The 26,308-nt window shown below is 55.4% G+C and carries 26 protein-coding genes; 12 read left to right on the top strand and 14 right to left on the bottom strand.

What is annotated here, in order from left to right; all coding sequences use genetic code 11:
* Positions 1-14: 14 nt before the first annotated feature.
* A complete protein-coding gene (locus VHE34_RS01835) occupies positions 15-956 on the bottom strand; it encodes an SPFH domain-containing protein (protein ID WP_325583960.1) in 942 nt (313 codons plus the stop codon).
* A gap of 39 nt (positions 957-995) precedes the next feature.
* Between VHE34_RS01835 and VHE34_RS01830 the strand changes: the two genes are divergently transcribed.
* Positions 996-1,964, top strand: a complete 969-nt coding sequence (locus tag VHE34_RS01830) for a YpdA family putative bacillithiol disulfide reductase (protein WP_325583958.1) — start codon at positions 996-998, stop codon at positions 1,962-1,964.
* Positions 1,965-1,978: 14 nt separating this feature from the next.
* Here VHE34_RS01830 and pepT read toward each other — a convergent pair whose 3' ends face one another.
* Positions 1,979-3,226: a peptidase T gene (gene pepT / locus VHE34_RS01825; RefSeq protein ID WP_325583956.1), complete on the bottom strand. Its 1,248-nt coding sequence runs from the start codon at positions 3,224-3,226 to the stop codon at positions 1,979-1,981.
* Positions 3,227-3,259: 33 nt separating this feature from the next.
* On the opposite strand from pepT, the gene VHE34_RS01820 reads away from it, so the two are divergent.
* Positions 3,260-4,171: a CPBP family intramembrane glutamic endopeptidase gene (locus VHE34_RS01820; RefSeq protein ID WP_325583954.1), complete on the top strand. Its 912-nt coding sequence runs from the start codon at positions 3,260-3,262 to the stop codon at positions 4,169-4,171.
* Positions 4,172-4,183: 12 nt separating this feature from the next.
* Here the strand turns inward: VHE34_RS01820 and VHE34_RS01815 are convergent, their stop codons facing one another.
* Positions 4,184-4,639 carry a peptidylprolyl isomerase gene (locus VHE34_RS01815; protein ID WP_325583952.1) on the bottom strand — a complete coding sequence of 152 codons (456 nt, stop codon included), beginning with the start codon at positions 4,637-4,639 and terminating at the stop codon, positions 4,184-4,186.
* 66 nt (positions 4,640-4,705) lie between these two features.
* Here VHE34_RS01815 and fmt point away from each other — a divergent pair, with 66 nt between their 5' ends.
* Positions 4,706-5,644, top strand: a complete 939-nt coding sequence (gene fmt, locus VHE34_RS01810; RefSeq protein WP_325583950.1) for a methionyl-tRNA formyltransferase — start codon at positions 4,706-4,708, stop codon at positions 5,642-5,644.
* Here the strand turns inward: fmt and VHE34_RS01805 are convergent.
* The 5 genes from VHE34_RS01805 to VHE34_RS01785 are packed head-to-tail and all read right to left on the bottom strand — an operon-like array spanning position 5,622 to position 10,168.
* On the bottom strand, positions 5,622-6,635 hold the full coding sequence (locus VHE34_RS01805; protein ID WP_325583948.1) for a LysM peptidoglycan-binding domain-containing protein: 1,014 nt from the start codon (positions 6,633-6,635) through the stop codon (positions 5,622-5,624). The two genes, fmt and VHE34_RS01805, sit on opposite strands and share 23 nt — an antisense overlap.
* Positions 6,636-6,674: 39 nt before the next feature.
* Positions 6,675-8,039: a methyltransferase RsmF C-terminal domain-like protein gene (locus VHE34_RS01800; protein WP_325583946.1), complete on the bottom strand. Its 1,365-nt coding sequence runs from the start codon at positions 8,037-8,039 to the stop codon at positions 6,675-6,677.
* Positions 8,040-8,056: 17 nt separating this feature from the next.
* A complete protein-coding gene (locus tag VHE34_RS01795; protein WP_325583944.1) occupies positions 8,057-8,854 on the bottom strand; it encodes a class I SAM-dependent methyltransferase in 798 nt (265 codons plus the stop codon).
* 4 nt (positions 8,855-8,858) lie between these two features.
* A complete protein-coding gene (locus tag VHE34_RS01790; RefSeq protein ID WP_325583942.1) occupies positions 8,859-9,362 on the bottom strand; it encodes a dihydrofolate reductase in 504 nt (167 codons plus the stop codon).
* Positions 9,359-10,168: a thymidylate synthase gene (locus VHE34_RS01785; protein ID WP_325583940.1), complete on the bottom strand. Its 810-nt coding sequence runs from the start codon at positions 10,166-10,168 to the stop codon at positions 9,359-9,361. The genes VHE34_RS01790 and VHE34_RS01785 overlap by 4 nt, the downstream gene beginning before the upstream one ends.
* Positions 10,169-10,215: 47 nt before the next feature.
* On the opposite strand from VHE34_RS01785, the gene lepB reads away from it, so the two are divergent.
* Positions 10,216-10,845 carry a signal peptidase I gene (gene lepB / locus VHE34_RS01780; RefSeq protein ID WP_325583938.1) on the top strand — a complete coding sequence of 210 codons (630 nt, stop codon included), beginning with the start codon at positions 10,216-10,218 and terminating at the stop codon, positions 10,843-10,845.
* On the opposite strand, the gene VHE34_RS01775 is transcribed toward lepB, so the two are convergent.
* Both VHE34_RS01775 and VHE34_RS01770 read right to left on the bottom strand, forming a co-directional pair.
* Complete coding sequence (locus VHE34_RS01775) at positions 10,846-12,102, bottom strand: TlpA disulfide reductase family protein (protein WP_325583936.1); 1,257 nt, start codon at positions 12,100-12,102, stop codon at positions 10,846-10,848.
* 21 nt (positions 12,103-12,123) lie between these two features.
* On the bottom strand, positions 12,124-13,071 hold the full coding sequence (locus tag VHE34_RS01770; protein WP_325583934.1) for an NAD-dependent epimerase/dehydratase family protein: 948 nt from the start codon (positions 13,069-13,071) through the stop codon (positions 12,124-12,126).
* A 76-nt stretch (positions 13,072-13,147) separates the two neighbouring features.
* Here VHE34_RS01770 and kdsA point away from each other — a divergent pair, with 76 nt between their 5' ends.
* On the top strand, positions 13,148-13,972 hold the full coding sequence (gene kdsA, locus VHE34_RS01765) for a 3-deoxy-8-phosphooctulonate synthase (protein ID WP_325583930.1): 825 nt from the start codon (positions 13,148-13,150) through the stop codon (positions 13,970-13,972).
* A 100-nt stretch (positions 13,973-14,072) separates the two neighbouring features.
* Here the strand turns inward: kdsA and VHE34_RS01760 are convergent, their stop codons facing one another.
* A complete protein-coding gene (locus VHE34_RS01760) occupies positions 14,073-15,065 on the bottom strand; it encodes an AraC family transcriptional regulator (RefSeq protein ID WP_325583928.1) in 993 nt (330 codons plus the stop codon).
* A 20-nt stretch (positions 15,066-15,085) separates the two neighbouring features.
* Complete coding sequence (locus VHE34_RS01755) at positions 15,086-15,307, bottom strand: PspC domain-containing protein (RefSeq protein WP_325583926.1); 222 nt, start codon at positions 15,305-15,307, stop codon at positions 15,086-15,088.
* A gap of 98 nt (positions 15,308-15,405) precedes the next feature.
* Between VHE34_RS01755 and VHE34_RS01750 the strand changes: the two genes are divergently transcribed.
* Positions 15,406-17,673 carry an aconitate hydratase gene (locus VHE34_RS01750; RefSeq protein WP_325583924.1) on the top strand — a complete coding sequence of 756 codons (2,268 nt, stop codon included), beginning with the start codon at positions 15,406-15,408 and terminating at the stop codon, positions 17,671-17,673.
* Between the two features lie 20 nt (positions 17,674-17,693).
* Here the strand turns inward: VHE34_RS01750 and VHE34_RS01745 are convergent, their stop codons facing one another.
* On the bottom strand, positions 17,694-18,572 hold the full coding sequence (locus VHE34_RS01745) for a Nif3-like dinuclear metal center hexameric protein (RefSeq protein WP_325583922.1): 879 nt from the start codon (positions 18,570-18,572) through the stop codon (positions 17,694-17,696).
* A gap of 54 nt (positions 18,573-18,626) precedes the next feature.
* On the opposite strand from VHE34_RS01745, the gene VHE34_RS01740 reads away from it, so the two are divergent.
* The 4 genes from VHE34_RS01740 (at position 18,627) to VHE34_RS01725 (ending at position 23,395) form a co-directional block, all read left to right on the top strand.
* Positions 18,627-19,721 carry a glycoside hydrolase family 18 protein gene (locus VHE34_RS01740; protein WP_325583920.1) on the top strand — a complete coding sequence of 365 codons (1,095 nt, stop codon included), beginning with the start codon at positions 18,627-18,629 and terminating at the stop codon, positions 19,719-19,721.
* 9 nt (positions 19,722-19,730) lie between these two features.
* Positions 19,731-21,137, top strand: coding sequence for a DUF4403 family protein (locus VHE34_RS01735; RefSeq protein WP_325583918.1), 1,407 nt, complete (start codon positions 19,731-19,733; stop codon positions 21,135-21,137).
* Between the two features lie 169 nt (positions 21,138-21,306).
* A complete protein-coding gene (locus VHE34_RS01730) occupies positions 21,307-21,900 on the top strand; it encodes a sigma-70 family RNA polymerase sigma factor (protein ID WP_325583916.1) in 594 nt (197 codons plus the stop codon).
* On the top strand, positions 21,881-23,395 hold the full coding sequence (locus VHE34_RS01725) for a hypothetical protein (RefSeq protein WP_325583914.1): 1,515 nt from the start codon (positions 21,881-21,883) through the stop codon (positions 23,393-23,395). The genes VHE34_RS01730 and VHE34_RS01725 overlap by 20 nt, the downstream gene beginning before the upstream one ends.
* Here the strand turns inward: VHE34_RS01725 and VHE34_RS01720 are convergent.
* Positions 23,392-23,778 carry an SET domain-containing protein gene (locus tag VHE34_RS01720; RefSeq protein WP_325583912.1) on the bottom strand — a complete coding sequence of 129 codons (387 nt, stop codon included), beginning with the start codon at positions 23,776-23,778 and terminating at the stop codon, positions 23,392-23,394. The genes VHE34_RS01725 and VHE34_RS01720 overlap by 4 nt on opposite strands.
* 55 nt (positions 23,779-23,833) lie before the next feature.
* On the opposite strand from VHE34_RS01720, the gene mgtE reads away from it, so the two are divergent.
* Positions 23,834-25,222 carry a magnesium transporter gene (mgtE, locus tag VHE34_RS01715; RefSeq protein ID WP_325583910.1) on the top strand — a complete coding sequence of 463 codons (1,389 nt, stop codon included), beginning with the start codon at positions 23,834-23,836 and terminating at the stop codon, positions 25,220-25,222.
* A gap of 117 nt (positions 25,223-25,339) precedes the next feature.
* Positions 25,340-26,248 carry a hypothetical protein gene (locus VHE34_RS01710; protein ID WP_325583908.1) on the top strand — a complete coding sequence of 303 codons (909 nt, stop codon included), beginning with the start codon at positions 25,340-25,342 and terminating at the stop codon, positions 26,246-26,248.
* Positions 26,249-26,308 lie beyond the last annotated feature (60 nt).

Below are 26,308 nucleotides of genomic sequence, written 5' to 3'. Positions count from 1 at the left end.
AAAATCCCCGGCGACTACCGCTTGCTTTGTTCCAAGGGTTTCAGCATCAGGGCCTGGATCTGGCGCATCGTGTTCTCCATGCCGTCGGCGCTGCCGTCGAGGAAAATGATGTTCCCCTTCCCCACTTCGGCAAAGTTCTTGATCGCTTCGGTCCACATGCTGAAGAGGATGACATTGGTGTCGAGGTTGGCCCGTTTCATCTCTTCGGCCGCTTCGCTCATCCCATGGGCCACTTCCTGGCGGAAGAGGGCGACACCCTGACCGCGGAGCCGGGCCGCTTCTTTTTCGGCTTCGGCGGAGATCTTGATGGCGTTGCCTTCCGCTTCCGCGGCCTTGGTCTTGGTGATGAGGAGGGCCTGTCCTTCGTTCTCGGCGGCGGCCTTGAGGTTGTTGCTGGCCACTACCCTGCTCATCGATTCGATGATGGCCTTGTCGAAGGTGATGTCGTTGATCTGGAGGTCCATGAGGTGATAGCCCCATTCTTCGAGGGAATGATCGATCTGGTCCTTTACGAATTCCACTATTTCCTTGCGTAGTCCGAGGATCTCGGCCTGGCGTTTGGTCGCGACGAAGGAGCGGATGCTGCCTTCGATGGTCCGGGTGAGGGCTTGCATGAGATCGCGGTCGGCAATGAACTTGAAAGCGACCCTTTTTATAGTTTCTTCATCCGCGTTTTGCACGGCATAGAGAAGCATACTCTTGAAATAGACATTGGCCTGGTCGGCGGTGACGGCCTGGAATTCCAGCTCGACGGACCGGTTCTGGATGGAGATCTTTTTATACACGGCCTCGAGGAAGGGCAGCTTGAAATTCAACCCCGGCCGGAAGATGCGCTGGTATTTACCGAACAGGGTGATCACATAGACATATCCCTGGGTGACCGTCACGATGCAGCTGAAAACGACGGCAAGGGCGATGAGGACCACGATAATTGTGAGGACATTGGTCGTCTCCATATCTAAAATATTTATGGGTGAATGTACATAAATTTGTGGATGCGCACGAATTACAACCTGATCATTGTCGGCGGCGGTCCCATCGGCATTGCCTGCGCCCTCGAGGCGAAGAAGGCCGGACTGAACTATCTCATTCTCGAAAGAGGCTGCCTCGTCAACTCCCTGTACCGATATCCGGCGAATATGACCTTTTTCTCGACGTCGGAGCGGATCGAGATCGGGGGGGTGCCATTCGTGAGCAACAATGTGAAACCTAACCGTCCGGAGGCGCTGGAATACTATCGCCGGGTGGCGGTATCGAACACGCTGAACATCCGGCTGCAGGAAGGGGTCACCGGGATACGGCCGGTGGGCGATGGCTTTGAGGTGGTAAGTGAACGAGGCGTCTATCATGCCGCGCATGTGGTGCTGGCGACGGGGTTCTACGATATCCCGGTGCTGCTGAATGTGCCCGGTGAGGAGTTGCCCAAGGTGACCCATTACTACAAAGAACCGCATTTCTATGCGATGCAGAAGGTGATCGTGGTGGGTGCGAGCAATAGCGCGGTGGATGCGGCGCTGGAGACCTGGCGGAAGGGGGCGGAGGTGACGATGGTGATCCGCGGGGAAGGCATCGGTCCGCGGGTAAAGTATTGGGTGAAGCCCGATATCGAGAACCGGATCAGGGAAGGGAGCATTGCGGTCCATGCCCGGAGCATGATCGCGGCGATCCGCGAGGACGAAGTGGATATCCTTACGCCCGATGGGGTCCGGACGATCGCCAATGACTATGTCATTGCGCTGACCGGCTATCAGCCCGACTTCGACTTTCTGCGCCGCACGGGTATCCAGCTTTCGGATGACGCCCGGTTACAGCCGTTCTATAATCCCGAAACGATGGAAACCAATATCCCGGGACTATACCTTGCCGGTGTGGTTTGCGGCGGGATGAACACCCATGTGTGGTTCATCGAGAATTCGCGGGTGCATGCGGGGATGATCATCGGGGATATTATCAGCAAACTTTAAGACCGTTCTTCCTTTTAGGACCGTTCTTCCCATACCTGTGCCAGGTGGACGATGGTGCGGACTGCGGCCTGCATGTCCTGGACGCTGACGAATTCGTGTTTTCCGTGGAAGGCCATTTCACCCGTAAAGATATTGGGGCAGGGCAGCCCCATAAAAGAAAGCCGGGAGCCGTCGGTGCCGCCGCGGGCGCTGCTGCGGTGAACCGTTACGCCGGCCTTTTCGATCGCCTCCAGGGCGTATTCCGTGACCTGGGGATGGAGATCGAGCACGTCCTTCATATTGCGATATTGTTCGGTGATGGTCACCTCGGCGGTGGCGCCGGGGAAGGCCTGTAGCGCGTCTTCCATTTTATCCTGCAAATGAGCTTCATAGGCCTTGAGCTTTGCCGTGATGAAGTCGCGGATAATGAAATCCACCGTCACTTTTTCGGCGCTGCCGCTGATGCGCACAGGATGAACGAAGCCATACCGGCCGTCGGTGGTCTCGGGGGACCATTCGTCTTTCGGCAGGGAATCTACGAAATGAGCGGCCACTTTTACCGCGTTGACGAGTTTGTCCTTTCCATAGCCGGGATGGGCGCTGATGCCGTGGAAGGTGATGCTCATCGCATCTGCGGAGAAGGTCTCGTCCTCGAAGGAGCCCAGTTCGCCGGCGTCCAGGGTATAGCCGAAATCGGCGCCGAGGCGGTTCATGTCCAGTTTGTCCACTCCCCTGCCGATCTCTTCGTCGGGGGTGAAAAGGATGCGCAGGGTTCCGTGCTTAACGTCAGGGTGTTGCATGAGATAGCTGACCGTATCCATGATGACGGCGATGCCGGCCTTGTCATCGGCGCCCAGCAGGGTGGCGCCGGAGGCGGTGATGATATCGTCACCTTTTTTTGTGGCCAGGTAGGGATGTTCCCGTGGGCTGATCACCTGGGCGGGGTCGTCGGGCAGCACGATGTCGCCGCCGTCATAGTTCCGGTGGACGAGGGGTTTGACGTTCGCGCCGGTGCAGTCGGGTGCGGTATCCATGTGGGCACAAAAGCAAATGACGGGTACGGGCTTGCTTGTGTTGGCCGGGAGGGTGGCATAGACATAGCCAAAATTGTCCAGAGCGGCATCGGCAAGGCCGATGGCTTTGAGCTCTTCGACCAGCAGGCGGCCAAGGTCTTTTTGCTTTTCCGTGGATGGGTAGGTTTTTGATTGCGGGTCGCTTTGCGTATCGAGCCGGACATAGCGGAGAAATCTTTCCTCCACGGTAAAGGTGTAGTTTTCGAACATCTTTTTTGTAAATTACTGGCGAATATAGGATGTATGACCGATCAGGCTAAAAAAAATCCGGTATTGAAGCCCGGCTGGTTGCGGGTGTTGGTCTTTTGTGTCAGCTTTTGCGTGCTGACGCTGCTGATCGCCGTCCCGGCGGTGATCGCCGTTGCGGGAGTTGCCGTCGATGACCTCAAGGTCCAGCCGATCTCCGTCCTGTCGGGGCTGTTGACGGGCAGCTATCTCTGGCTGATGGTCCTGCTGGAATTTGTGATCGCCGTAGTCTCGGTGGTCGTTTTCCGGCTGTTTATCGACCGGCGCAGTCTGGGGAGCCTGGGTTGGGGGTTCGAGGCTTTTCCGGGGGAAGCGACGACGGGGTTGTTCATGGGCCCATCTCTGCTCGGCATTGCCGCGTTGCTGATGATGGCAAGCGGTCATCTGCAATGGGTGGATATCAGCTTTGATCCCTCGTCGCTGTTCGTCTCGTTTGGGCTGATGGCGCTGATAGCTTTTAGCGAGGAGATGGTGTTCCGGGGGTATATTTTGGGTAACCTGCTGGATTCCTTTGCCAACAAATGGGTGGCGCTGCTGATCTCCGGTATGCTGTTCGCTGCCTTTCATTTCACCAACCCGGGGATCCATACGCTGGCCTTTGTCAACCTCTTCCTGGCGGGGCTGCTGCTGGGGATCAACTATATCTACACCCGGAATCTCTGGTTCTCCTTTTTTTTCCATCTCAGCTGGAACTTCTTCCAGGGACCGCTCCTAGGGTTCCGGGTAAGCGGGCTCAGCCTTCCGTCGCTGCTGGTGGCGGAACCCAAGGGTGATCTGTCAATTACCGGCGGAGATTTCGGACTCGAGGGTTCGATCCTGAATACGGCCGTATCGGTTATCGCGCTGCTGGTATTGGCGCTGTACTTTGAGAAAAAATATTTGCCGGAGAATGCGCTTGTGGGAAAATAGCGCATTTCCGGCCTATGGCATAATAATGCGGGAAGGGCTGTTGATCTCCACCAGTTCGAGATCGAAGACCAGGTCCTGACCGGCCAATTGGTGGTTGGCATCCAGCACGACGGAATCGGGCTTTACGTCTACGATGACGACGGGCATCTGCTGACCTTCGCCGTTGTTCATAGCCAGTTGCATTCCCACTTCCGGCGTGATATTGGGAGGAAAGCGATCGATGGGGAATTCGATGATCGCCTGGGGGTCGCGCGGTCCATAGGCATCTTCCACGGGAATCTCGATGGTCTTTTTCTCTCCGACGGTCATACCGAGCACACCATCATCGAATCCTTTTATCACCATACCGCTGCCTACCTCAAATTCCAGGGGTGCACGGCCTTCGGAGGAATCGAATGTCGTTCCGTCGGTGAGCTTGCCATGGTAGTGAACTTTTACGGTATCTCCTGCTTTTACTTCTTGTGCCATGTCATTATTTTGTTTCCATGCAAGGTAGGACTAAATAGTTAAATTGCGGCTAAAAGCGCCTGTTGTATGCCGACACGAATTGTATTTATGGGAACGCCGGAATTTGCCGTCGCCAGCCTGGCTGCCATTGTCGAGGCGGGATACCCGGTGGTAGGAGTCGTTACGGCGCCCGATAAGCCGGCGGGTCGGGGAATGAAATTGACCGAGAGTGCGGTAAAAAAGTATGCCCGGGAAAAGGGGTTGTATATTTTACAGCCGGAGAAGCTGCGGGACCCTTCCTTCCTGGAGTCCCTGCGCGCATTGCGGGCCGATCTGCAAGTTGTCGTGGCGTTCCGGATGTTGCCGGAGATGGTTTGGAACATGCCGCCGATGGGCACCGTGAACCTGCATGGGTCTTTGCTTCCCCAGTACAGAGGTGCTGCGCCGATCAATTGGGCGGTGATCAACGGTGAGAAAGAGACGGGGGTTACGACTTTTCAGCTGCAGCATGACATCGATACGGGGAGCATCTTGCTGCAGGACAGATTTCCCATAGGGGAGACCGATACGGCCGGAGACGTGCATGACCGGATGATGGTCATCGGCGCCCGGTTGCTGGTGCGCACGATCGAGGGATTGGCAGCGGGCACGCTTCACTCGCAGCCGCAGGAGAACCCGCCGGGGCTGAAACATGCGCCTAAACTATTTACGGAGACTGGAAAGATCGACTGGAATAAACCGACGGAAGACATCTACAATCTGATCCGCGGATTGTCGCCGTTTCCGACGGCTTATACGGAGCTGGATGGGAAAACGCTTAAGATATACCGGGCAGAAAAGGTTATCCATACGTTGGCGCCGGATGCGGCGCCGGGTGTCTATGATACGGATGGGAAGAGCTATCTCCGGTTTGCGACAAAGGACGGCTATATCCGGGTGACAGAACTACAGCTCGAGGGAAAGAAGCGAATGCCGGTGGCGGATTTCCTTCGGGGGTACCGGTTCAATAACTTACCTGAACATTGAACCGCTCGGCGGTCTGGCTCATTTCCGCGGCGGCGGCATTGCTGATGCGAATGGTGAGACCTACGCTTTCTTTCATGTCGGGAAGCTGGCCCAAAACTTTTACAAAGACGCTTTTACCGCCGGCGGTTTCGGTGACCTTTACGATGGTGCCGATGGCGACATTATTCATCAGGGCATAATATTTACCGTCCTGCCAGCCGCTGGTGCTTTTGAAAATGCCGGCGACGCCGGTACTATTTTTACCATTATCAAGGAACTCCGACTTGAATATGCCACCATCGAAATGAGGCGATGGGGGTGCAGACGGCGACTGCGTCACCGTCCTCGTCGTTTCGGGAGAAGTGTGGGTTGATATGGGTTTTGCGATGGGGCTATCCGGTGTTTTGGTGGAGATGGGTTTTGCGATATCGGCGGTGGTGGACGCGGGGGAGGCCTGTCTGGCTTCGGCGGGTTTTGTTTCGACTGTTTTGGTTTCTGCGGTCGCGGGCGTTGCTGCGGGATCGGTGGCCAGAGCGGAGAGTGCTGTCTTCACCCTGAGATATCCTACTATCAGGTGCATGCCGGGGCGTACCGCGTCCTTGTTCACGTTGTTCCATTTTTCCAGGGTGGCGATGGGAACTCTGTTATGATTGACGCTGATGCGATACATCCATTCCTTTTCCTGGGTCGTATGATAGACGGGGATCAGGGTTTCGGCGGGGGTCTTTTTCCCATCCTGTGCGAAGTTGACGTGGGTGAGGGGGATCTGCAGGACCTGGCCGATCGCCAGCGGTTGGGTCAGCGCCAGGTGGTTAAAGGGCGCCAGTTCTTTTGGGCTGACATTGTAGAGGCGGCCGACGCTGTACCAATTCTCTTTGGCAACGACCGTATGCTCGAGGTATAGTTTTCCTGTTTGTCCAAAGACGGTCAGTTGATTGGATGGGGTTTGGGCATGGGCAAACTGTATAAATAAAAAGCTGATCAGGAAAAGTACGGTCACCGGTGATCGCATAGCATTTAATTTATAAGGTTGAGGCAAAGATGCGCTTTTTTATTCTCTTTTGAGTATCCTCCATTCTTTCGGGTAGTAATTGTTTGCGCGCTGGGGCAGGGTCTTTATCCAGCCGAGATTACGGCCTTCATATTGTACCAGGACCCAGCCCCGATGGATGGTTTCCGGGTGCAACTCTTCTTTTCTAAGGTATTGCAGGGCCTGTTCACGATCGACGGACAAGGACGGGACGCCAGTATCCACCATCGGGCTCATGGCCAGGTGATGATGCGGAATAAAGTCCTTTGCCGCAGCCTGACCCAGGGTTATGCCCGCTTCTTTCAGATAAAGCGTGGATTGCAGGATGGCCAAATCGGTCAGCCGGGACTCGGGGAGGGCGTGGATCTGCTCCTGATGGACAAAGAAACCGGATGGATTTGCGGGGCTTATCCAGCTGCGGATCATCTCCTGTTCTTTTTTTCCCGGTTTTTCGGGCTGGTTAAGCCGGCGTGGTGTAGAGAATGTGGCGCCATCCTGCTTACGAACAGCCGCGATAAAAAAGCCTTCTCCTTCTAACCGGTGCGGATAGAACCGGTACCCATCGCCGCCTTTTTTCCCCGTTGTTTCGACGATATTCCACCCGGGTTGCAGATCCAGCCGGCAGGAGGCGGCATCGAATTCCGTCATCAGCCAATCCAATATGTCTTCGTCTTCTTCGCGAGAGTAGGAGCAGGTGGAATAGATCAGGATGCCGTCTTGCCGGAGGGCGGGCCAGCAATCGGCCAGGATGCGTTGCTGGCGTTGCCAGCAGAGTCCGACGTTGGCGGCGCTCCATTCATCGATGGCATCGGGTTCCCGGCGGAAGAGACCGCTGCCGCTGCAGGGGGCGTCCACGACGATGATGTCAAAATAATTTTCCAGCCGTTGAAAGTCGCGCGGATCGTTGTTGGTGACGACGGTGTTGGCCGCGCCCCATTTGATCATATTCTCCTGCAGGATCGATACGCGGCTTTTTATCACTTCATTGCTGACGAGCAGGCTGTCGGGGGAGAGAAGAGACTGGATCAGTGTGGATTTACCGCCCGGGGCTGCACAGCAGTCGAGGACCTTTTGGGGCTTTGACAAATCGATCGTTTGGCGAAGCGCCTGTTCGAGGAACATGCTCGAGGCCTCCTGCACGTAATACGTTCCGGCGTGAAAGTGCGGGTCGAGGGTAAAGCTGGGGCGTTGGTCGAGATAGTAGCCGAACGTGGACCAGGGTATGGGGGTTATTTTGCCGGGCGGGGTTGCCGGTGGCTTCGCGGGGTTGATTCGAATGGAGGTCGGGGCGGCGCCTGAGGCGTGGACGGCGGCGAAGGCCGCGGCGTCGAAACCGGGGAGTCCTTCGAGGGAGAACAGGAGTTGATTTGGTAAGAGGGGCGGCACGATCGCTGTAAAATTAATCAAAAGCGAATGACAAAGTCCTGTTTTACCTTGAATTCTTCCCTGAAGATAACGAAACCGAGAAAGAAAATATCAATCGTAAGCATCGCCCGGGAGTCGGCCTTTATGGCCGTCCAGGCGGCTTCCATTTCGGCGCTCCAATGGATGTCGTCGAAGATCAGGGCTGATGTCGGAGACAGGTGTGGGAGGAGCCTATTGAAATAGCGGAGGGTGGGCTCGAGGCGGTGGTTGCCGTCGATGAAAGCAAGGTCGACCGGCGGGATGCGGGGGAGCAATGCGGGTAGTTGCTCGTCGAAGGAGCCGGTGAGCACTGTTGGGGTGAGGTGAAGCGATCGGAGATTGTGTTCTGCGGCGGCAGCGACTTGTGGGGCGCCTTCGATGGTATATACAGCTGCGTTGGGGGCACCGGTGGCGAGGTACGCGGTAGAAAGACCCATGGAAGTGCCCAGCTCGAGGATGGTGGAGGGTTGGTAATGACGGGCGAAACGGTGGAGCAGTTTGCCGAGGCGGGGAGGTTTCGCCGCCTTTTTGGCGATGTCTGCGATGGTTCGGGTATGGGTGTCTGTGGTATAGGCCGAGCCGGCGCCCATGTCCTTTATTTCAAGGAGGGTGGAGTCGGCGAGCAGCTGACGGCGAAGCTGTTCGACGGTGTCGTAAGCCGGACAGGGCTGCCGGTCGTTGAGCACCTTTGTGATGAACTCGAAGACAAAGGGCGAATGAGTGCCATGTCCGCGGCCATTAGCGGCGGTGAGATAATACCGGAGATATTTCTGGGCAAGCCGGAACGGCGAATACATGGGTTTATTTTTTCCGATCCCACACCTGAAAGCTATAGGCGTAGGCGTGCTTTTCGTCGGCGGGAAAATCAAGATTGCCGGTGAGCTGCCACTGACTTTCATCGATAGGCGGGAAATACGTGTCCCCATCCAGTTTAGTATGGACCCTTGTCATATAGATGCGGTCGGCGATCGGCATTGCCTCCCTGTAGATCTCGCCGCCGCCGATGACGAAAGTCTCTTTGCAGTCCGTCGTTTCGGCGCCTTTTAGCGCCAGCCCCAGGCTGGGAGTCACCGTCACCTTTTTATTGCGGGGCTGCCAGTCCTTTTGGCGGGTGATGACGAAATTGAAGCGGCCGGGTAAGGGCTCGCCGGCCAGCGCGTCGTATGTTTTACGCCCCATGATCACCGGCATTCCCCAGGTGGTGTTCTTGAAGAATTTCATATCGTTGGGCAGATGCCAGAGCAATTGGTTATCCTTGCCGATCGCGTTGTTTTCGGATGCGGCGACGATGAGGGAGATGATCATACTGCTACCGGGGCTTTGATGGCAGGATGGGATTGATAGTTCTCGAGGGTGAAGTCTTCGAATTGGAATCCGAAGATATCTTTCACGGCCGGGTTGAGTTTCATTACCGGCAGGGCATAAGGTGAACGGGTCAGCTGAAGCTTTGCCTGCCCGAGATGGTTGCTGTAGAGGTGCACATCCCCGAAGGTATGAATGAATTCACCGGGTTCGAATCCGCAGACCTGCGCTACCATGAGGGTGAGCAGCGCGTACGACGCGATATTGAATGGAACGCCGAGGAATACATCGGCGCTGCGCTGGTATAGTTGACAGCTGAGGCGTTGGACGCCGTTTTTGTCAGCGGCGACATAGAACTGGAACAACGCGTGACAGGGCATGAGGGCCATATCGGGGAGATCGGCGACATTCCAGGCGCTTACGATCAGGCGGCGGCTGTCGGGATTCTTTTTGATCTGTTCGATCAGCTGGGAGATCTGATCGACCGTCTTGCCGCCGGCGCCTTCCCAGCTGCGCCATTGTTTGCCGTACACAGGACCGAGCTCACCATCGGCATCCGCCCATTCGTCCCAGATGCTGACGCCATGATCTTTCAGGTATTTAATGTTGGTATCGCCGCGGAGAAACCAAAGCAGCTCATATATGATACTTTTCAGATGTAATTTCTTGGTTGTCACCAGCGGAAAGCCTTTGGAGAGATCGAAGCGCAGCTGGTAGCCAAAGCAACTGATCGTCCCGGTGCCGGTACGGTCGGTCTTCACGGCCCCGGTGTCGAGGATATGTTGAAGAAGATCAAGGTATTGCTGCATGGGTGCAATTTACGTATTTTAGGGGTGAATAAACCCCTTTGAACCCCATGATCCTGACCGCGCTTTTCTGCGGCCTCCTTTTTTGCCTATGGCTTACAGGCCGGGCGACCCAGTTTTTCCGGGTATTGAAAATAGGTGGCGGTGTATATTTCATCACCAGGTTGAAGTCGCCGAAGCGTTTCCGGTTGATCGCCTACCGGGCGGTGGTGCCGGCGCAGGGACAACGGTTGCTGATCAATCGCATTTGCGGCGTCGGCGGGGACATCGTCGAGCTGAGAGCGGGGACGTTGTTCGTCAACGGCAATGAAGCCGATGGGGGATTGCGGCTAAAGCATATTTATAAGATCGATCAGCAGTATGCCGGTTCCTTCGTGTACCAGGAGGACGAGGCTTATACGATCCCGCCCTATACCGACACGCTGTATATCCCGCTGGAAGACCGGGTCGTGAAGAAAGAACGGGTACCGAGTACGAGATATGTCCTGCCGGCGGGACTTCGGGACGAAGATGTCTACCGGGTCTATCAGAAGAGCTGGAACCAGGACAATTTCGGTCCGTTGCGGGTGCCCACCGGCAAATTCTTTGTGTTGGGGGATAACCGCGGGAAGGCGCTGGACTCACGCACGCTCGGGTTGATCGATGAAGATAAAATAATGGGTACGATCTTATGGAAATAGCTACGGTTTAGCCGCGAGGAGATCGTTGACGAGGGTATAGAATTCCTGTTTTTGATCTTCATAATGCTGACCCGTGCCGGGGCCGCTGAAGCCGGTATGGATCTTCTCGATCTTCCCGCTCTTGCCGACGAAGATGGTGGTCGGGAAATTGACGATCGCCTCGATCTGCGGGAGGGTCTTTTTCGCGCGGTCGGGATCGCCGACGGCTGCGCCGGTGATCAACATCGGGTAAGTGACATCGAAGCGTTGCTGGAAGGTGCGGACGCTGGCCTGGCTACGGGCGAAGTCGGTGCTGCGTTCGTAGGCGAGGGCGATGACCTCCACTCCTTTGTTGTGATATTCCTTATAGAATCCGCTGAGAAAGCGGGTCTCATCCATACAGTTCGGGCACCAGGAGCCCATGATCTGGATGATCACGACCTTGTTCTTGTATCTTGGGTCTGAGAGAGAGACGTTGTTCCCGGCGAGATCTTTAAAGGTGAAGGTGAAGGGGACGTTCGGGTTCCATTTCGTCATCGCGAACTGGTCTTCGAGGTGGGCGTTGGCGTCTTTATGGGCGGTCCAGGTGGAGACGGCGGTGGGGCCTGCGTAGTAGTAGCCGCCGGTGAGTTCGTCATTGCCGATCTTTGCGCTGAAATAGTAGGCGTGGGTCCCGTCGAAGGTGGAGAGTTTTAGCGAGTCGCCGATGACTGCGCCTTCGAGGTAACGGAGGTCACCTCCGGCGTCGAGGAAGGTGCCGGTGATCTTGTCGCCGGTCTGTTTGAATTCGCCGACGCGGAAGGTGGTGTCGGTAGGGTTCGTGGTCGAGCGAAAGACGGCGGCCCAACGACCGGCGGCGGAAAGGTAATCGAGATGGAGGTCAGGGCGGAAGCGGAAGGGCTCTCCATAGGATGCCGTAAATGGCACTGCCAGCCAGCTGTCTGCGAGATGGCGAAGCCAGACCCCTTCGAGGTTGCCTTCGGGTGTTACGCGGGCACGAAGCTGCGATTCATAAAAGGGGAATTTTATAAACAGGGAGTCGCCGTCCCGGGTGATATCGTCAACGAGGATATGTTCGCCGGCGTTGCGAAGATAGAGCACCTGTTTGCCCGCGCTGTCTTTTACTTCGAAGTTGAAGGGGATATTGTTGCCATCCTTTCTGAGAAGAACGGCACGCCACTGGCCATTGCGAAAGGTCGGGGCAGGGGCTGTAATTGGCGCCGCGGCAACGGTTTGGGCGGCGAAAAGCAGAGGCAGGATGAGTCTAAAGCGGTTCATCCTGCAATTTAATGAAAAAGTCTATTGTTTAGGTAGGTTTTGCAGCATATCAGCGGTCATCCGGGACAGATCGTATTCCGGTTTCCAGCCCCAGTCTTCCCGGGCGACGGAGTCGTCGATGCTTTGCGGCCAGCTGTCGGCGATATGCTGGCGATAGTCGGGCTGGTAGCGGATAGTAAATTCCGGGATATGCTTTTTGATCTCTGCGGCGATCTCTTTGGGGGAGAAGCTCAGGGCCGATACATTATAAGAGGTGCGGACGGTGAGGTTCTTCGCGGGTGCTTCCATCAGCTGGATGGTGGCGCGGATGGCGTCCGGCATGTACATCATGGGAAGGTAGGTATCCTCTTTCAGGAAGCAGGTGTAGTTGTTTTCATCGAGCGCTTCGTGGAATATCTCAACGGCGTAATCGGTGGTACCGCCGCCGGGTGCGGATTTGTAGCTGATAAGGCCGGGGTAGCGGATGCTGCGCACGTCTACGCCATAGCGTTCGAAGAAATAATTGCACCAGAATTCCCCGGCGTATTTGCTGATGCCGTAGACGGTGCTGGGTTCGATGATCGTCCGCTGGGGGCATTCCTGACGGGGCGAGGTGGGGCCGAACACGGCGATGCTGCTGGGCCAATAGACCTTATGAAGCTTTTCTTCGCGGGCGATGTCGAGGACGTTGAGGAGCCCCTGCATGTTGAGATGCCAGGCGAGATTGGGGTTCTTTTCGCCGGTGGCCGAGAGGATGGCCGCGAGGAGGTAGATCTGGGTGATGTTCTGCCGGATGACCTGGACATGGAGCATTTCCTTGTTCATGACGTCGAGGGAGACATAGGGGCCGGAGCCTTTGAGCAGCTCGTTCTCTTCCCGAAGATCGGAGGCAACGACGTTGGCGTTGCCGTAGATGCGCCGGAGGGCGAGGGTAAGTTCGACGCCGATCTGACCGCTGGCTCCTATGACGAGGACTTTTTCTTTAACCATGTCGGGGGTTTTGGGGTGCAAACGTAAGGATTTTGCCAAAGAGGCCAAAGTTGGATTTTTGTATTAGGTTTGCACCATGCAATTTCTATATGATCTGTTCCAGGATCAATCTTACGATAAGAAGAATTTCTTTTTGATCGCGGGGCCCTGCGTAGTCGAGAGTGAAGAGCTGGTGATGGAGGTGGCCGACAAGGTATCGGGAATTTGCCGGAACCTGGGGATCCCCTATGTTTTCAAGGCGTCTTACCGGAAGGCTAACCGGACCAGCGCGGGGAGCTTTACCGGGATCGGGGATGACAACGGGCTTTCACTGATCAAAAAGGTGGGTGAGAAATACAGGGTGCCGACGACTTCGGATATCCATGCGCATGACGAGGCGGCGCCGGCGGCCCGGTATGTGGACATCCTGCAGATCCCGGCGTTTCTGTGCCGGCAGACGGATCTGCTGTTAGCGGCAGCGGAAACGGGGAAGGTGGTCAATGTGAAGAAGGGGCAGTTCCTGAGCGGGCCGGCGATGAAGTTCGCGGTGGAGAAGATCCGGAAGGCGGGGAATGAGAAGATCGTGCTGACCGAGCGGGGAACCACTTTTGGATACCAGGATCTGGTCGTGGACTATCGGAATATTCCGTGGATGCAGGAGCATGGGGCTCCGGTGGTGATGGATTGTACACATTCGCTGCAACAGCCCAATCAGACCAGCGGGGTCACCGGTGGCAACCCGCAACTGATCAGTACGATCGCGAAGGCTGCAATTGCCACCGGCGCCGAGGGCCTATTCATAGAAACACATCCGAATCCTTCCATCGCCAAGAGCGATGGAGCCAACATGCTGCGACTGGATCTTTTACAGGGATTACTGGAACAGCTGGTACAAATACGCAGAGTAGTTTCCCAATTATAGAGTGGTGGATCGGCCTGGTCTTTCCGGTATAAGAGGAATTAAAAACGGGATGCCATAAAGATACCGATAAGTGGGTATTTTTCGCGCATTTTGCGCGGATTTAATATGGGGTTAACAATTTACTGGGCAGGAGCCCAAATTCTTTTTTAAAGGCGATGGTAAAGTTACTAAGGTTGGAATAGCCCAATTCCATCGCCACTTCCTTCACTGTGTGGCCCCCGGCGAGCAGCTTATCCTTGGCTGCCTGCATTCTAACCTTTTGAAAGTATTCGTAGACGGGAACGCCGTAAAGCAGCTTGAAGTCTTTTTTTAGTTTGGATTCGCTGATCGAGACCATCCGCGCCAGCTGGCTGATGGTCGGCGCGGGTTCGAAAATGTCCTTTGTGAGGGTTGCTTCGACCTGCATGACGCGGTCGATATCGGCTTTTGACAGGGGGAGGTCAAAGAAGGGGTTCTTGCGGCGCTGGTAGATGCGAAGGAAAAACCGTTCGATCAGCAGCATGATCCTGTTCTGGATGATCGCCAGCCGCATCGGGTTGTTCTCCTCGACCTCGACGATCTCCTGCATGAGGCGGCGGTATTCGCTGTCGAGGGGTTCGCGGTGGACATTCTCGACCTGCAGGGACAGGTAGGCCGTGAGGACGTCATCTATCTCATTCAATCCCAGGTAGTCGGCCAGCCATTTCGGGCTGAACAGCACGTCGATGCCCTTATATACGGTTCCTTTTGCGCCCAGGTAGGCCCAGTCGGAGAGGGTGTTGGTGAGATAGGCGATGGCGCGGGTGGTATTGGATTCCCTCAGCCGTTCGTCGCCGATGCGGATCTCGAGGGTGTTGGGGATGGTCAGCTCATGAAAGCGAAGGGTATAGAACTGTTCGCGCATCTTGCGGCGGCAGAGCAGCCAGTCCTGGTTGAATTTACAATTGACGATGTTGACGTGGATGCCGTTGGGCAGGCGGACAAACGTAAGGCTGCCGGAGGCGACTGACTCAGGGAAGATGAGTTGGTGATTGACTACCGGCACGTTCAGCCGTTGCGCCAGGTCGTTCATCAATTGCTCATAGTCTGTATATGAGAAATCGAATTGGAACAAAGAAACATTTTAGCGGCTGATCACAGATATTTGAGTGGATTCCGTCTGGCCGAAAGGATATACCGCTTGATATTCATCCAGAAGGCAAGGATGAAATAGACAATGAGAGGTGAGCCCATGGTGAGGAAGGAAATATAGATGAACCAGGTCCGGATACGGGAAGTGGCGATACCCATTCTTTCACCAATTGCTGTGCACACCCCGAACACTTGCCACTCGATGAAGTGTTTCAGTCTGTTCATAAGGCTAATTTATAAAAAATCGACCGGGTTGAGAAGCATTTTTGGGTTAAATTTGCGGGCGGCGGCCCCGTGGGTCCGTCATATTAAAAACATTTATCATGGTCTTTGATTTAGACTTAATTAAGAAGCTGTACGGCGCGATGCCTGCTAAAGTGGACGCTGCGCGGAAGCTGGTAGGCAAACCGCTGACCCTGGCTGAAAAAATCCTTTATTCCCACCTTTTTGAAACCCCGAAACGTGCCTACGAACGGGGCAAGGATTATGTAGACTTTGCGCCGGACCGCGTTGCGATGCAGGATGCCACGGCGCAGATGGCCCTGTTGCAATTCATGACCTGCGGCCGCGAAAAGGTTGCTGTTCCCTCTACGGTGCATTGCGACCACCTGATCCAGGCCAAGACCGGCGCGGCTGCCGACCTGGCCACGGCGAAAGACGTCAATAAGGAGGTCTATGATTTTCTCGCCTCCATTTCCAATAAGTACGGCATCGGTTTTTGGAAACCCGGTGCGGGGATCATCCACCAGGTTGTGTTGGAGAATTACGCTTTCCCCGGCGGGATGATGATTGGAACGGATTCCCATACCCCGAATGCGGGTGGACTTGGGATGGTGGCCATCGGCGTCGGCGGTGCGGATGCCGTAGACGTGATGGCGGGTCTTCCCTGGGAATTGAAGATGCCCAAACTGATCGGCGTGAAGCTTACCGGGAAGATGAGCGGCTGGACCAGCGCCAAGGACATTATCCTTAAAGTGGCGGGTATCCTGACGGTAAAAGGCGGTACGGGTGCGATCGTGGAATATTTCGGCGAAGGAGCCGATAGCCTGAGCGCCACCGGCAAGGGTACGATCTGTAATATGGGTGCGGAGATCGGGGCAACGTGTTCGCTGTTTGCCTACGACGAAAAGATGGCTGCTTACCTGAAGGCTACCGGCCGGGAAGAAGTGGCTGCGCTGGCCGACGGAATTCGCGATACGCTCCGGCCGGACAAGGAAATCTATGCTGATCCGAAAAAATATTACGACCAGGTGATCGAGATCGATCTGAATACGCTGGAGCCTTATGTGAACGGCCCGTTCACGCCCGATCTCGCATGGCCGATCAGCGAATTCGCCAAGGCGGTTAAGGACAACAACTGGCCCGAGAAACTGGAGGTAGCCCTGATCGGAAGCTGTACCAACTCTTCTTACGAAGACATCAGCCGAAGCGCGTCGCTGGCGCAACAGGCGATCGACAAGAAGCTGAAGACCAAAGCAGAATTTACGATTACGCCGGGTTCTGAACAAGTGCGCTATACGATCGAGAAGGATGGTTTCCTGAAGACCTTTGACAGCATCGGCGGTGTGGTGCTGGCCAACGCCTGCGGTCCCTGTATCGGTCAGTGGGCCCGGCATATCGATGATCCGAACCGGAAGAACTCGATCATCACCTCCTTCAACCGTAATTTTGCCAAGCGTAACGACGGTCTGGCCAGCACGCATGCGTTTGTCGCCAGCCCCGAGATCGTAACGGCCTTTGCGATCGCCGGTGATCTCTCCTTCAACCCGCTGAAGGATAAACTGAAAAATGAGAAGGGTGAAGAAGTGATGCTGGACGAGCCCAAGGGTGTGGAATTACCTCCCAAGGGGTTTTCGGTGGAAGATGCCGGTTACCAGGCGCCTGCCGAGGACGGGAAGAGCGTACAGGTCGTCGTGAAGCCCGACAGCCAGCGTTTGCAATTGCTGGAACCGTTCGCTGCCTGGGAAGGCACCGATCTGAAGGGTCTGAAGCTGCTGATCAAGGCCAAGGGCAAGTGTACGACGGACCATATTTCGATGGCCGGTCCCTGGCTGAAATTCCGTGGTCACCTCGACAACATCTCCAATAATATGCTGATCGGTGCGGTGAACTTCTACAACGACAAGACGGATTCTGTGAAGAACGAGCTGACCGGCGAATATGGGGCGGTGCCTGCTACGGCCCGCGCATATAAGGCCGCCGGCATTGGCAGCGTTGTCGTCGGTGACGAGAACTATGGTGAAGGGTCGTCCCGCGAGCATGCGGCGATGGAGCCCCGCCACCTGGGCGTTCGCGCTATCGTTGTCCGGAGCTTTGCCCGGATCCACGAGACGAACCTGAAAAAGCAGGGGATGCTGGCGCTGACCTTTGCGAATAAGGAAGACTATGATAAGGTGCAGGAGGACGACAGCATCGATATCGCCGGGCTGACGAGCTTTGCTCCCGGCAAGGCGCTGACGATGGTGCTGAACCATAAGAATGGCAGCAAGGATGAGGTCACGCTGAACCACACCTATAATGAACAGCAGATCGGCTGGTTCAAGGCGGGTGGCGCGTTGAATGTGATCCGAGCCGAAGCCGCGAAGAAATAGTAATTCTTAGATAGTAGGAGTCACATGAAACTGTGGGGGTCCCCGGAAGGAAGGTGAGTAACTGGAATTCCGGGGGCTTTTTGTTTCAGGACGGGAACGAGCCATTCCATGCCGGGTTCTTCGCTGACGGAGTGGCCGAGGACGATGAGGGATATCTTTTTACTGTAGTTGAGGTCGCGAACGTATTCGCTGGTTTCCCATTCATTGAGCTCCCCGCAGATCAAAACATCGGGCTGATATTGCTGGATCAGGCCGATCTGCTTTCGCCCACCGCTTGCGCCGGGCGCGAGAGCGATCTTTTTGCAGGATTGGGTAAGATCGCCGATGAATTTGAGTTTACCAATCTTCAGGCTTTTTTTGCAGTGCACGATGAGATCGGAAAGGGGTATCGGTTTGGGTAAGTTGGTGATGGATGGCTGGTCGGGGTTATAGTATTTGTCCCAGCTGAGGGCCTGTAGAACGCCCATGCGGATGCCGTCGGGTTTGTGGGCGTGGATGCCGTCATGAAATCGCCACACGACAATCCCATGTTGTCTTAGCAAAGCCTGCTTGTTGTTTAGTGCGGGGTCGTCGCCCAACCAGGCGGTTTCATCGGCATGGTTATAGAAGGTAGGTTCGTGAGCAATGATGAAGTTGGCGCCGAGGCTGATCGTCTTGCCGATGACCTCATTGGTGGCGAACATGGTGGTGACGATGCCTTTTACCGGCGTGTTGGGATCGCCGGCTTTTATGGTATCCACCGTGTTGGGAAATGGGGCGCCAGGGATATCGGCGACGAGTGCATTGATGATCTGTTGGGCTGTCATAGCGGGCAGGGACATGGAGGCGGCAGGGGTGAACGGGAGAGACGTTGCGGCGAGCGCTGCTGCGCTTGTGGAGAGAAATTGACGGCGGTCCATTTAGTAGTTGTTTAGCCCGTTAAATATATTACATTCGGCTCGCAAAATATGACTATGACCCCAAGACTCCTGTTACTTGCTTTTTTATTGGTGATCGCGGGCATTACCGTCGAAGCGCAACGGCCGGCCGTGATCGGCTATTATGCGGGGCGGCCCACGGGCATCGACAGCTTTCCGACTGAAAAACTGACGCACATCATCTTTAGCTTCTGTCATTTGAGGGGCAACCGGCTTGACGCCAACAATGCCCGGGATACTACGACGATCCAAAAGCTGGTTGCGCTGAAGGAAAAGCATCCCCGGCTGAGGGTTATTCTGTCGCTTGGAGGCTGGGGTGGTTGCAAGACCTGTACGGATGTCTTTTCCACGGACAGCGGGCGGCGGGAGTTTGCCAAAAGCGCCAGGGAGATGAGCGATTATTTCCACACCGACGGCATCGACCTGGACTGGGAATACCCGGCGCTGACGAATGTTCCGGATTATCCATACAAGCCGGAAGACAAGGACAATTTTACGGCGGTGGTGCGGTTGCTGCGCAAGACGTTGGGACGGAAGGCGGAGATCAGCTTTGCGGCGGGCGGCTTTACCAGCTATCTGCAGACTTCGATCGATTGGAAGTCGGTCGCGCCGCTGGTCGATTATATCAACGTGATGTCCTATGACCTGGTAAACGGCTACAGTACGATGACGGGGCATCATACGGGGCTTTATTCCACGCCGCAGCAGGTCGAGTCGGTGGATCATGCGGTCCGCTGGCTGGATTCAGCGGGCGTGCCGCTGAGGAAGGTGGTGATCGGAATGGCCTTTTATGCGCGGATCTTCCAGGGAGTTGACAGCGTCAACAACGGGCTTTACCGGCCTTGTCATTTCTATCGGGGGATGCCCTGGCGGGACCAGGCCACGCGGCTTTCCGCGGACAGCGGCTGGGTCTACCATTGGGACCCGGTGGCACAGGCGCCTTATAAGTACAATGCGAAGGAGCAGTTGTTTGCGAGCTTTGACGATACGACGTCGATCCGGCTGAAGACCGAATATGCGATGCGCAAGAAGCTGGGCGGGGTAATGTTCTGGCAGCTGACGGAGGACAATTTCTTTTCGGGCGGGCTTGTGGACGTAATTGACAAGACGAAGAACGCGAGAAAAAAGTAATTTAGGGCGATGCGCCATTTTTTTGTATTCCTTATAGCGATAGTGGGAGTTACCGGTTGTGGGCCTTCAAAAAAGCTGACTGCGCCGGCGGAAACGGTGCTAGTGAGCGACAGTCTGCCGGCGTTGCCTTCCTCGGAGATCGATCTGCCGATCAAGATCGCCGGTCGGCCGTTGCTGTTGGCAGCCGATTCGATGTTCCCCAGGGAATTCGTTTCGCCCGGCTGGCCCGACTATTTACAGCCTTCCTGTGATCTCCGCTATAAATATCGATTTGTGCGGAGCGGGTTCATCCTGCGTTGTATCAACAACCGCATCAGTATCGCCATGCAAGGCAATTACCAGGTGGCGGGCGGCAAATGTCTTTGCGCGCTGGGCAAACCCGTGAGTCCCTGGGTGATGGGATATTGTGGTTTTGACCGCGAGCCGATGCGGCGCGTGGATATTGCGTTCAGTTCTCAGCTGGGCTTTCAACCCGACTACCATATTCGCACCGCTTCGGTAGTCGACCAGGTAAAGGCCCTGGATCCCTGCAATATGTCGATCTTTTCGGTGGATATGACCCAGGAGATCATGGACAGCATCCGAAGCAGCGTTCTCTACTTCACCCGGGGCTTTGACGTAACGGCGGGGCAGACGGATGTGGCGAAATTTCTCCGGCAGACGGCGGCCAGGGCCTGGCAGAAAACACCGATCGGCCCTTATGGATATCTTATCATCAACCCGGTCGCCGTGCGGGTCGGAACGTTGAATTATGTCCGCGATACGTTTGCCGTGAGCCTTGGCATCTCCTGCCGGCCGGAACTGAGCTCCGATCCCAGGAGCATGGCGCCTCCGCCCCTACCCTCGCTGCATCCCGGCGCCAATCGAAGCGGGGTTGCGCTCTATCTCCCGGCCAACTATGAGTATTCCTTTATCAGCAAGCTGCTGAATGACTCGCTGCATGACAAGACCTTTGAGTACAAGGGGCGGACGGTGGTTGTCAAGGAGGTGGCGGTGAAGGGGATCGAGCGGCATAAGATCGAGCTGCGGATCGACTTTGGCGGGAGCTATACGGGGCGTATCTTTTTGCGGGGAACGCCCGTGCTGGATACTGCGCGTCAGACGTTGAGCGTACCGGACATCTCCTATTCGCTGGAGACCCACGATCTCCTTGTGAAGATGGCCAGGACGTTGCTACGGGGTAAGATCCGGCGGAACCTGCAGGGCAACAGCGTACTGGACCTGGCGGCGCTGCTGAAGACGAATATGCCGTCGCTGAATATGCAGCTGAACCGTATGGTCATGCCCAATCTTTATACTACGGGAGAGCTGCGACAGCTGAAGCTGATCGGGTTGCTGGCGGGCGAAAAAAATATCCAGGCGCAGCTGTATCTGCAGGCGGATCTTGCGGTAACTTGTACTGGGCTGCCAAGATAAAATATTGTTTATCAAAGGTCTACTGTGGCGGGTAAGGGTTCACCGGCCAATTTGTGGATTTGGCCGCAAAAAAGCAACCATTAACATTTCTTTTACGTATAATGCCAATTAGGAAAACTAAGTTGTGCGTTCTTAATTTATCTACCACTTTAAATACCGCACATCCGAATTGATTGCAGGAAACACGCAAATACACGCTTTAATTGCCGGTTGCCGTTCGAACGACCGTGCAAGCCAGAAAGAACTTTACTGTCTGCTCAAGGATTATGCTGTTAAAATCTGTTATCGTTATCAAAATAGCCTTGAACAAGTGGAAGAGATCATGAATGAAGGATTTATAAAGCTTTTCAAAAACATTCATCAATTCGAGGAGTCCCGTCATGCGGATGTGTTGGCATCGCTGAAGGGTTGGTTCAAGCGGATCCTTGTCAATACGTGTATCGATCATTACCGCAAGAATGCATCTTATATCAATGGGCAGATGCTGTCGGAGGATGCGGAGAATATTGCCGACAAGCAGGAGACGGGGATCGATATTTTATCCTATAAGGAGATCATTGAAGCGATCCGGCAGCTGTCGCCCGCCTATCGCACCGTTTTCAATCTATTTGTTATCGAGGGTTTGACGCATGAGGAGATCGCGCAGCATCTCGATATATCCGTTGGCTCGTCCAAATCCAATCTATCGAAAGCAAGAGAGAACCTACGAAAGATCCTAACAAAAAAAACTGACCATAAAGCTTATGTTGAACCTATCCGATAAGGAGCTGGACCGCTTCAGCCAGGAGGCAGCCCAGGAATATGAGCCCGGCGATGTGCTGGGTCCGCGTTCCTGGGAGAGGCTGGAAGTGCGGATGACGCAGGAGTTCGGCCGTCCGGGCTGGAATCCGATCCGTCATATCCGTCGCTTTCCCTTCTACTATGCCCCTGCCCTGCTGTTGTTGCTTGGCGTCGGGTATTACCTGATGCGGCCGGGGGTTTCTTCCGGTAGCAGTCCGGGTGCGACGTCGGCGGCTGGCCGTACTGTACCTGCCAAAGCGACGACATCTGAAACGACAACGTCTGTTCAAGCTCAAAAATCTGCGAATACCGATAAGGCTACTTCTACACCTGCTACTTCTTCTTCATCGTCCGCACCTCAGGGGGGTGGGACTGCGCCTGCGACTTCTGCCGCCCCTGGCGGGGCGAATGCAGCTACGGCCGTCCCTGGCGGGGCGAGCGCGGCTTCGGTTGCCCCCGGCGGGGCGCCGGTTGATCGGGCACGGGGGAACAGGGCAGCAGCCGGTGGGGTTGCGCCCACCGGGGCATCAAGCGCGGTTGTGGGCAGCGGAGGGCGAGGAATGGGCCGGCGGGATGGGAAGGGTTCGGATGGGAAGGGTTTGAGAGCGGCAGATCCGAAGGATTTGAGCGGTTCCGATGCAACCGGTGCGAATGGGGTGTCTGCCGGCGCGGCTTCTACGGTGAATTCGGGTACGACGACTCCGACGAGGGCGGAGACGGAGCTGAGCCTGGCTTATGTGCAGCGGCCGCGAAGCCTGGCGAAGCGGCCGGTGATCGGTGATTCGGCGCTGAGGGCGTTCAATGCGAAATCGGGCGCTCCGACCCTGATCAAGAGAAAAGGAATTTACGAGATCAATCGCAAATGGCAATTCGGGTTGACGTTGGCGCCGGACTTTGCTTCGGTCAATTCACTGGCCGGTGACAAGGCGGGCAGCAGCATCGGGCTGACCGTGGATTATATGTTTGCGCCGCACTGGTATCTGAACACCGGCATCCTGGCTACGAGGAGGAATTATGCAGCGCGCAACCAGGACTATCATGCGCCGCAGGGTTTTTACCAACAATACAATATCTACAGCAGCAGCGTGACGATCGTCAAGGGATCTTTCTATATGATGGAGATCCCGCTCAACCTCCGGTACGATTTCAGTGTCGCAGGTAATACTTTATTCTTTATCAGCGCCGGTTCTTCGTCCTACCTGATGACGACGGAGAATGCGAATATGTACTGGCGTCATCTTTCGCGGGATGTATGCAGCTCGCTGGACCATCTGCCGACCCATGGCACCAACCTATTCTCGACGGTGAATCTTTCCGCGGGTGTCGAGACGGGGCTCAGCAATAGTTTTTCGTTGCTGGTCGCGCCTTATATGAAGCTGCCGACGAAGAAACTGGGGCTTGGGCAGGTGGATATGAACAGTGTCGGGATCGACTTCACTTTGAAATGGGCGCCGATCACGGGCCGCAGGCGGCGCTAGGCGTTCCTGTCAAACCAAACGGGCGTCTTATTATTCCAATCGCCGTTGTAGTTGATAAAGATCTCTTCGCCTGCCTTGATGAAGCGGACCGCCTTTATGGTGATCAACTGCTGATCAAAATCCATTTCGTATTCACAGTTGGACTTGTAGGAGTGATTGTAGAGGGGCACATAGCCGAGCGCCATGCAGCAGCCTTCGCGGCGATTGCCCCATTCGAAGATATAGTCATGCAAAAGGGTCTGGTCCAGGAGCCGGCGTTCTTCCCCGGTCATAACGATAACGGGGGACACTTCGAGCACAGTGTCCTTTGCGATATCTATGGACGTAAAGACCCCTCTTCCCATTTCCGATGTCGGAGCAATGAACAGCGATGGTAAGATCATCGGGGCAACCTGATTTTGGCGGGCAATTTAACATTTTTGACGTAGGTTTGGAGCCATGTCGACGGAAGCGGAAAATATTGATCTAAAGGACCAATTCACGGAGGTGATCCACTCGGAGGACGTGCTTCGTATAAAGGATTTCCTGAACAATCAGAACATCAGCGAGGTGGCCGATCTGATCTATGAGTTTCCCGATTATGAGAGCCAGATCATCGGTCATTTGAGCATTCACCGGGCTTCCAGTGTTTTCAAGATCCTGGATGTGCCGACGCAGAAGCGGATCATCCAGGATCTGCCGGCCTTTAAAACCGCCGAACTGTTGAACGATCTTTCGGCGGATGACCGAACCTCTTTCCTGGAAGAGCTGCCGAGCGGGGTGGTGAAGGAACTGATCAAGACCCTCGATCCGGAGGAACGCAGGATCACCCTATCGCTGCTGGGTTACCCGGAGGGCAGCGTGGGCCGGTTGATGACTCCGGATTATATCGCGGTGCAGGAGGATTGGACGGTGCGGGAGGTGATCGATCATATCCGGGAAGTGGGCAAGGATAGTGAGACCATCGACGTCATCTACGTGGTGGATGACAAGGGGGTATTCATCGACGATATCCGGATCCGGGAGATCATCCTGGCCAACCCCGAGAAAGAGATCAGAGACGTTATTGACAATCGTTATATCGCCTTGAATGTCAACGATCCGCAGGAGACAGCAAGCGAGGCCTTCAAGATGAACAACCGGGTGGCGCTGCCCGTGCTGGACAATAACCATCTCCTGCTGGGGATCGTGACCATCGACGATGTGCTGTGGATCACGCAGGAGGAATCCGCCGAGGATATTACCAAGATCGGGGGTACCGAAGCGTTGGATGAGCCCTACCTGGAGATCCCGCTGGTAAAGCTTTTCAAGAAGCGGGTCGTCTGGTTGGTGGTGCTTTTTTTGAGCGAGATGCTTACCGCCACAGCGATGGGTTATTTCGAGGACGAGATCGCGAAAGCGGTGGTGCTGGCGCTATTCGTGCCGCTGATTATTTCCAGTGGGGGCAATAGTGGAAGCCAGGCCTCGACCCTGATCATCCAGGCGATGGCGTTGGGAGAGATATCGATCACCGATTGGTGGCGGGTGATCAGGCGGGAGTTGTTGTCGGGGATGATGCTGGGCGCCGTGTTGGGCGTCATCGGATTCACCCGGGTCATGCTTTGGAACCAGATATTCCATACCTACGGCGAACACTCCTTCCTGATCGCCAGTACGGTTGGATTTTCCCTTGTCGGGGTGGTGTTATGGGGAACGATTGCGGGTAGTATGCTGCCGATAGTCCTGAAGAAATTCGGGGCTGACCCGGCGACGTCTTCGGCGCCGTTCGTGGCTACGCTGGTGGATGTGACGGGGCTGGTGATCTACTTTTCGGTCGCTTTTGTGATCATGCGGGGGATACTTTTGTAAGCGCTTGTTTGTTAATGATATGCGCGCATTGCTTAACGGATTTTTTCTGCCTGTTTTTTTGTCGTAAATTAAACTATGCATCTGCTTTGGCGTCTAAAGCAGGATCAAACGTAGTTTATGAAACAGGTAAAAATACTCATTCTTGCAGCGCTCCTCCTCGTGGCCGGGTTGCCCGGTTATTCGCAGCGTGGGGGCGGCCGGGGCTTTGGCGGGGGAGGCCGCAGCTTCTCCGGCGGCGGTGGCCGAAGCTTTTCCGGCGGTGGTGGCCGAAGCTTTTCCGGTGGTGGTGGCCGAAGCTTCTCCGGTGGATTTTCGCGGGGCTTTTCCGGCGGTGGCGCGAGGAGTTTTTCGGGTGTTGGCGCCCGGGGTGTAAGTGGCTTTTCACGGCCGGGTGTCGGTGCGGCGGGTGTCCGTGGATATGGCGGGGTCCGGGGCGGCTATGGCGGCGCCGGCTATCGTGGAAGCGTTGGCTATCGCGGCGGTAATTATGGCGGCCGGGGTTATTACGGAGGACATGGGTATTACGGTGGTCGCGGACACTATGGCGGTTATCGCGGCTATTATGGCGGATACCGGGGTTATTATGGCTGGGGTGGTGGCTGGGGCTGGGGTCTTGGCCTTGGCATCGGACTTGGATGGGGCTGGCCTTATTACGGTTACGGTTATCCCTATGGCTACTACGGTTATCCTTACAATCCTTATTTCTATTCACCGAGCTATGCGCCGCCCGGATATTATTATGATCCGGATGATGCGCCCGAGGATCCTTATGGCGACGGATCGGACCTGGGGACGCCCCAACGGCAGCAGGAGCCGGAGAAGAACAGCGACAATTACAACGACAACCAATACAATTATCCCCATCCCGATTCCTTGCAGAATCGGCCGGGCACCAATAATCACCCTTCTTCGTATGAGAATAGTTCGACGGCTTCGGCCCCGGGTGAAAAGGTTTGGGTAAAGGCGCACTGGAAGTATGTGAATGATAATTGGGTTTGGATCGAGGGATATTGGAAACAAAAATGATTCTCCCTGGGTCAGGAACCCCGTCCTTTGGACGGGGTTCTTTTTTTAAGTAGTATTGCT

The organism is Puia sp., assembly GCF_035546395.1.
Taxonomy (GTDB): domain Bacteria; phylum Bacteroidota; class Bacteroidia; order Chitinophagales; family Chitinophagaceae; genus Puia.
Note: the sequence above shows the minus strand (reverse complement) of the source record. Positions and strands in the feature narration are given on the sequence as shown.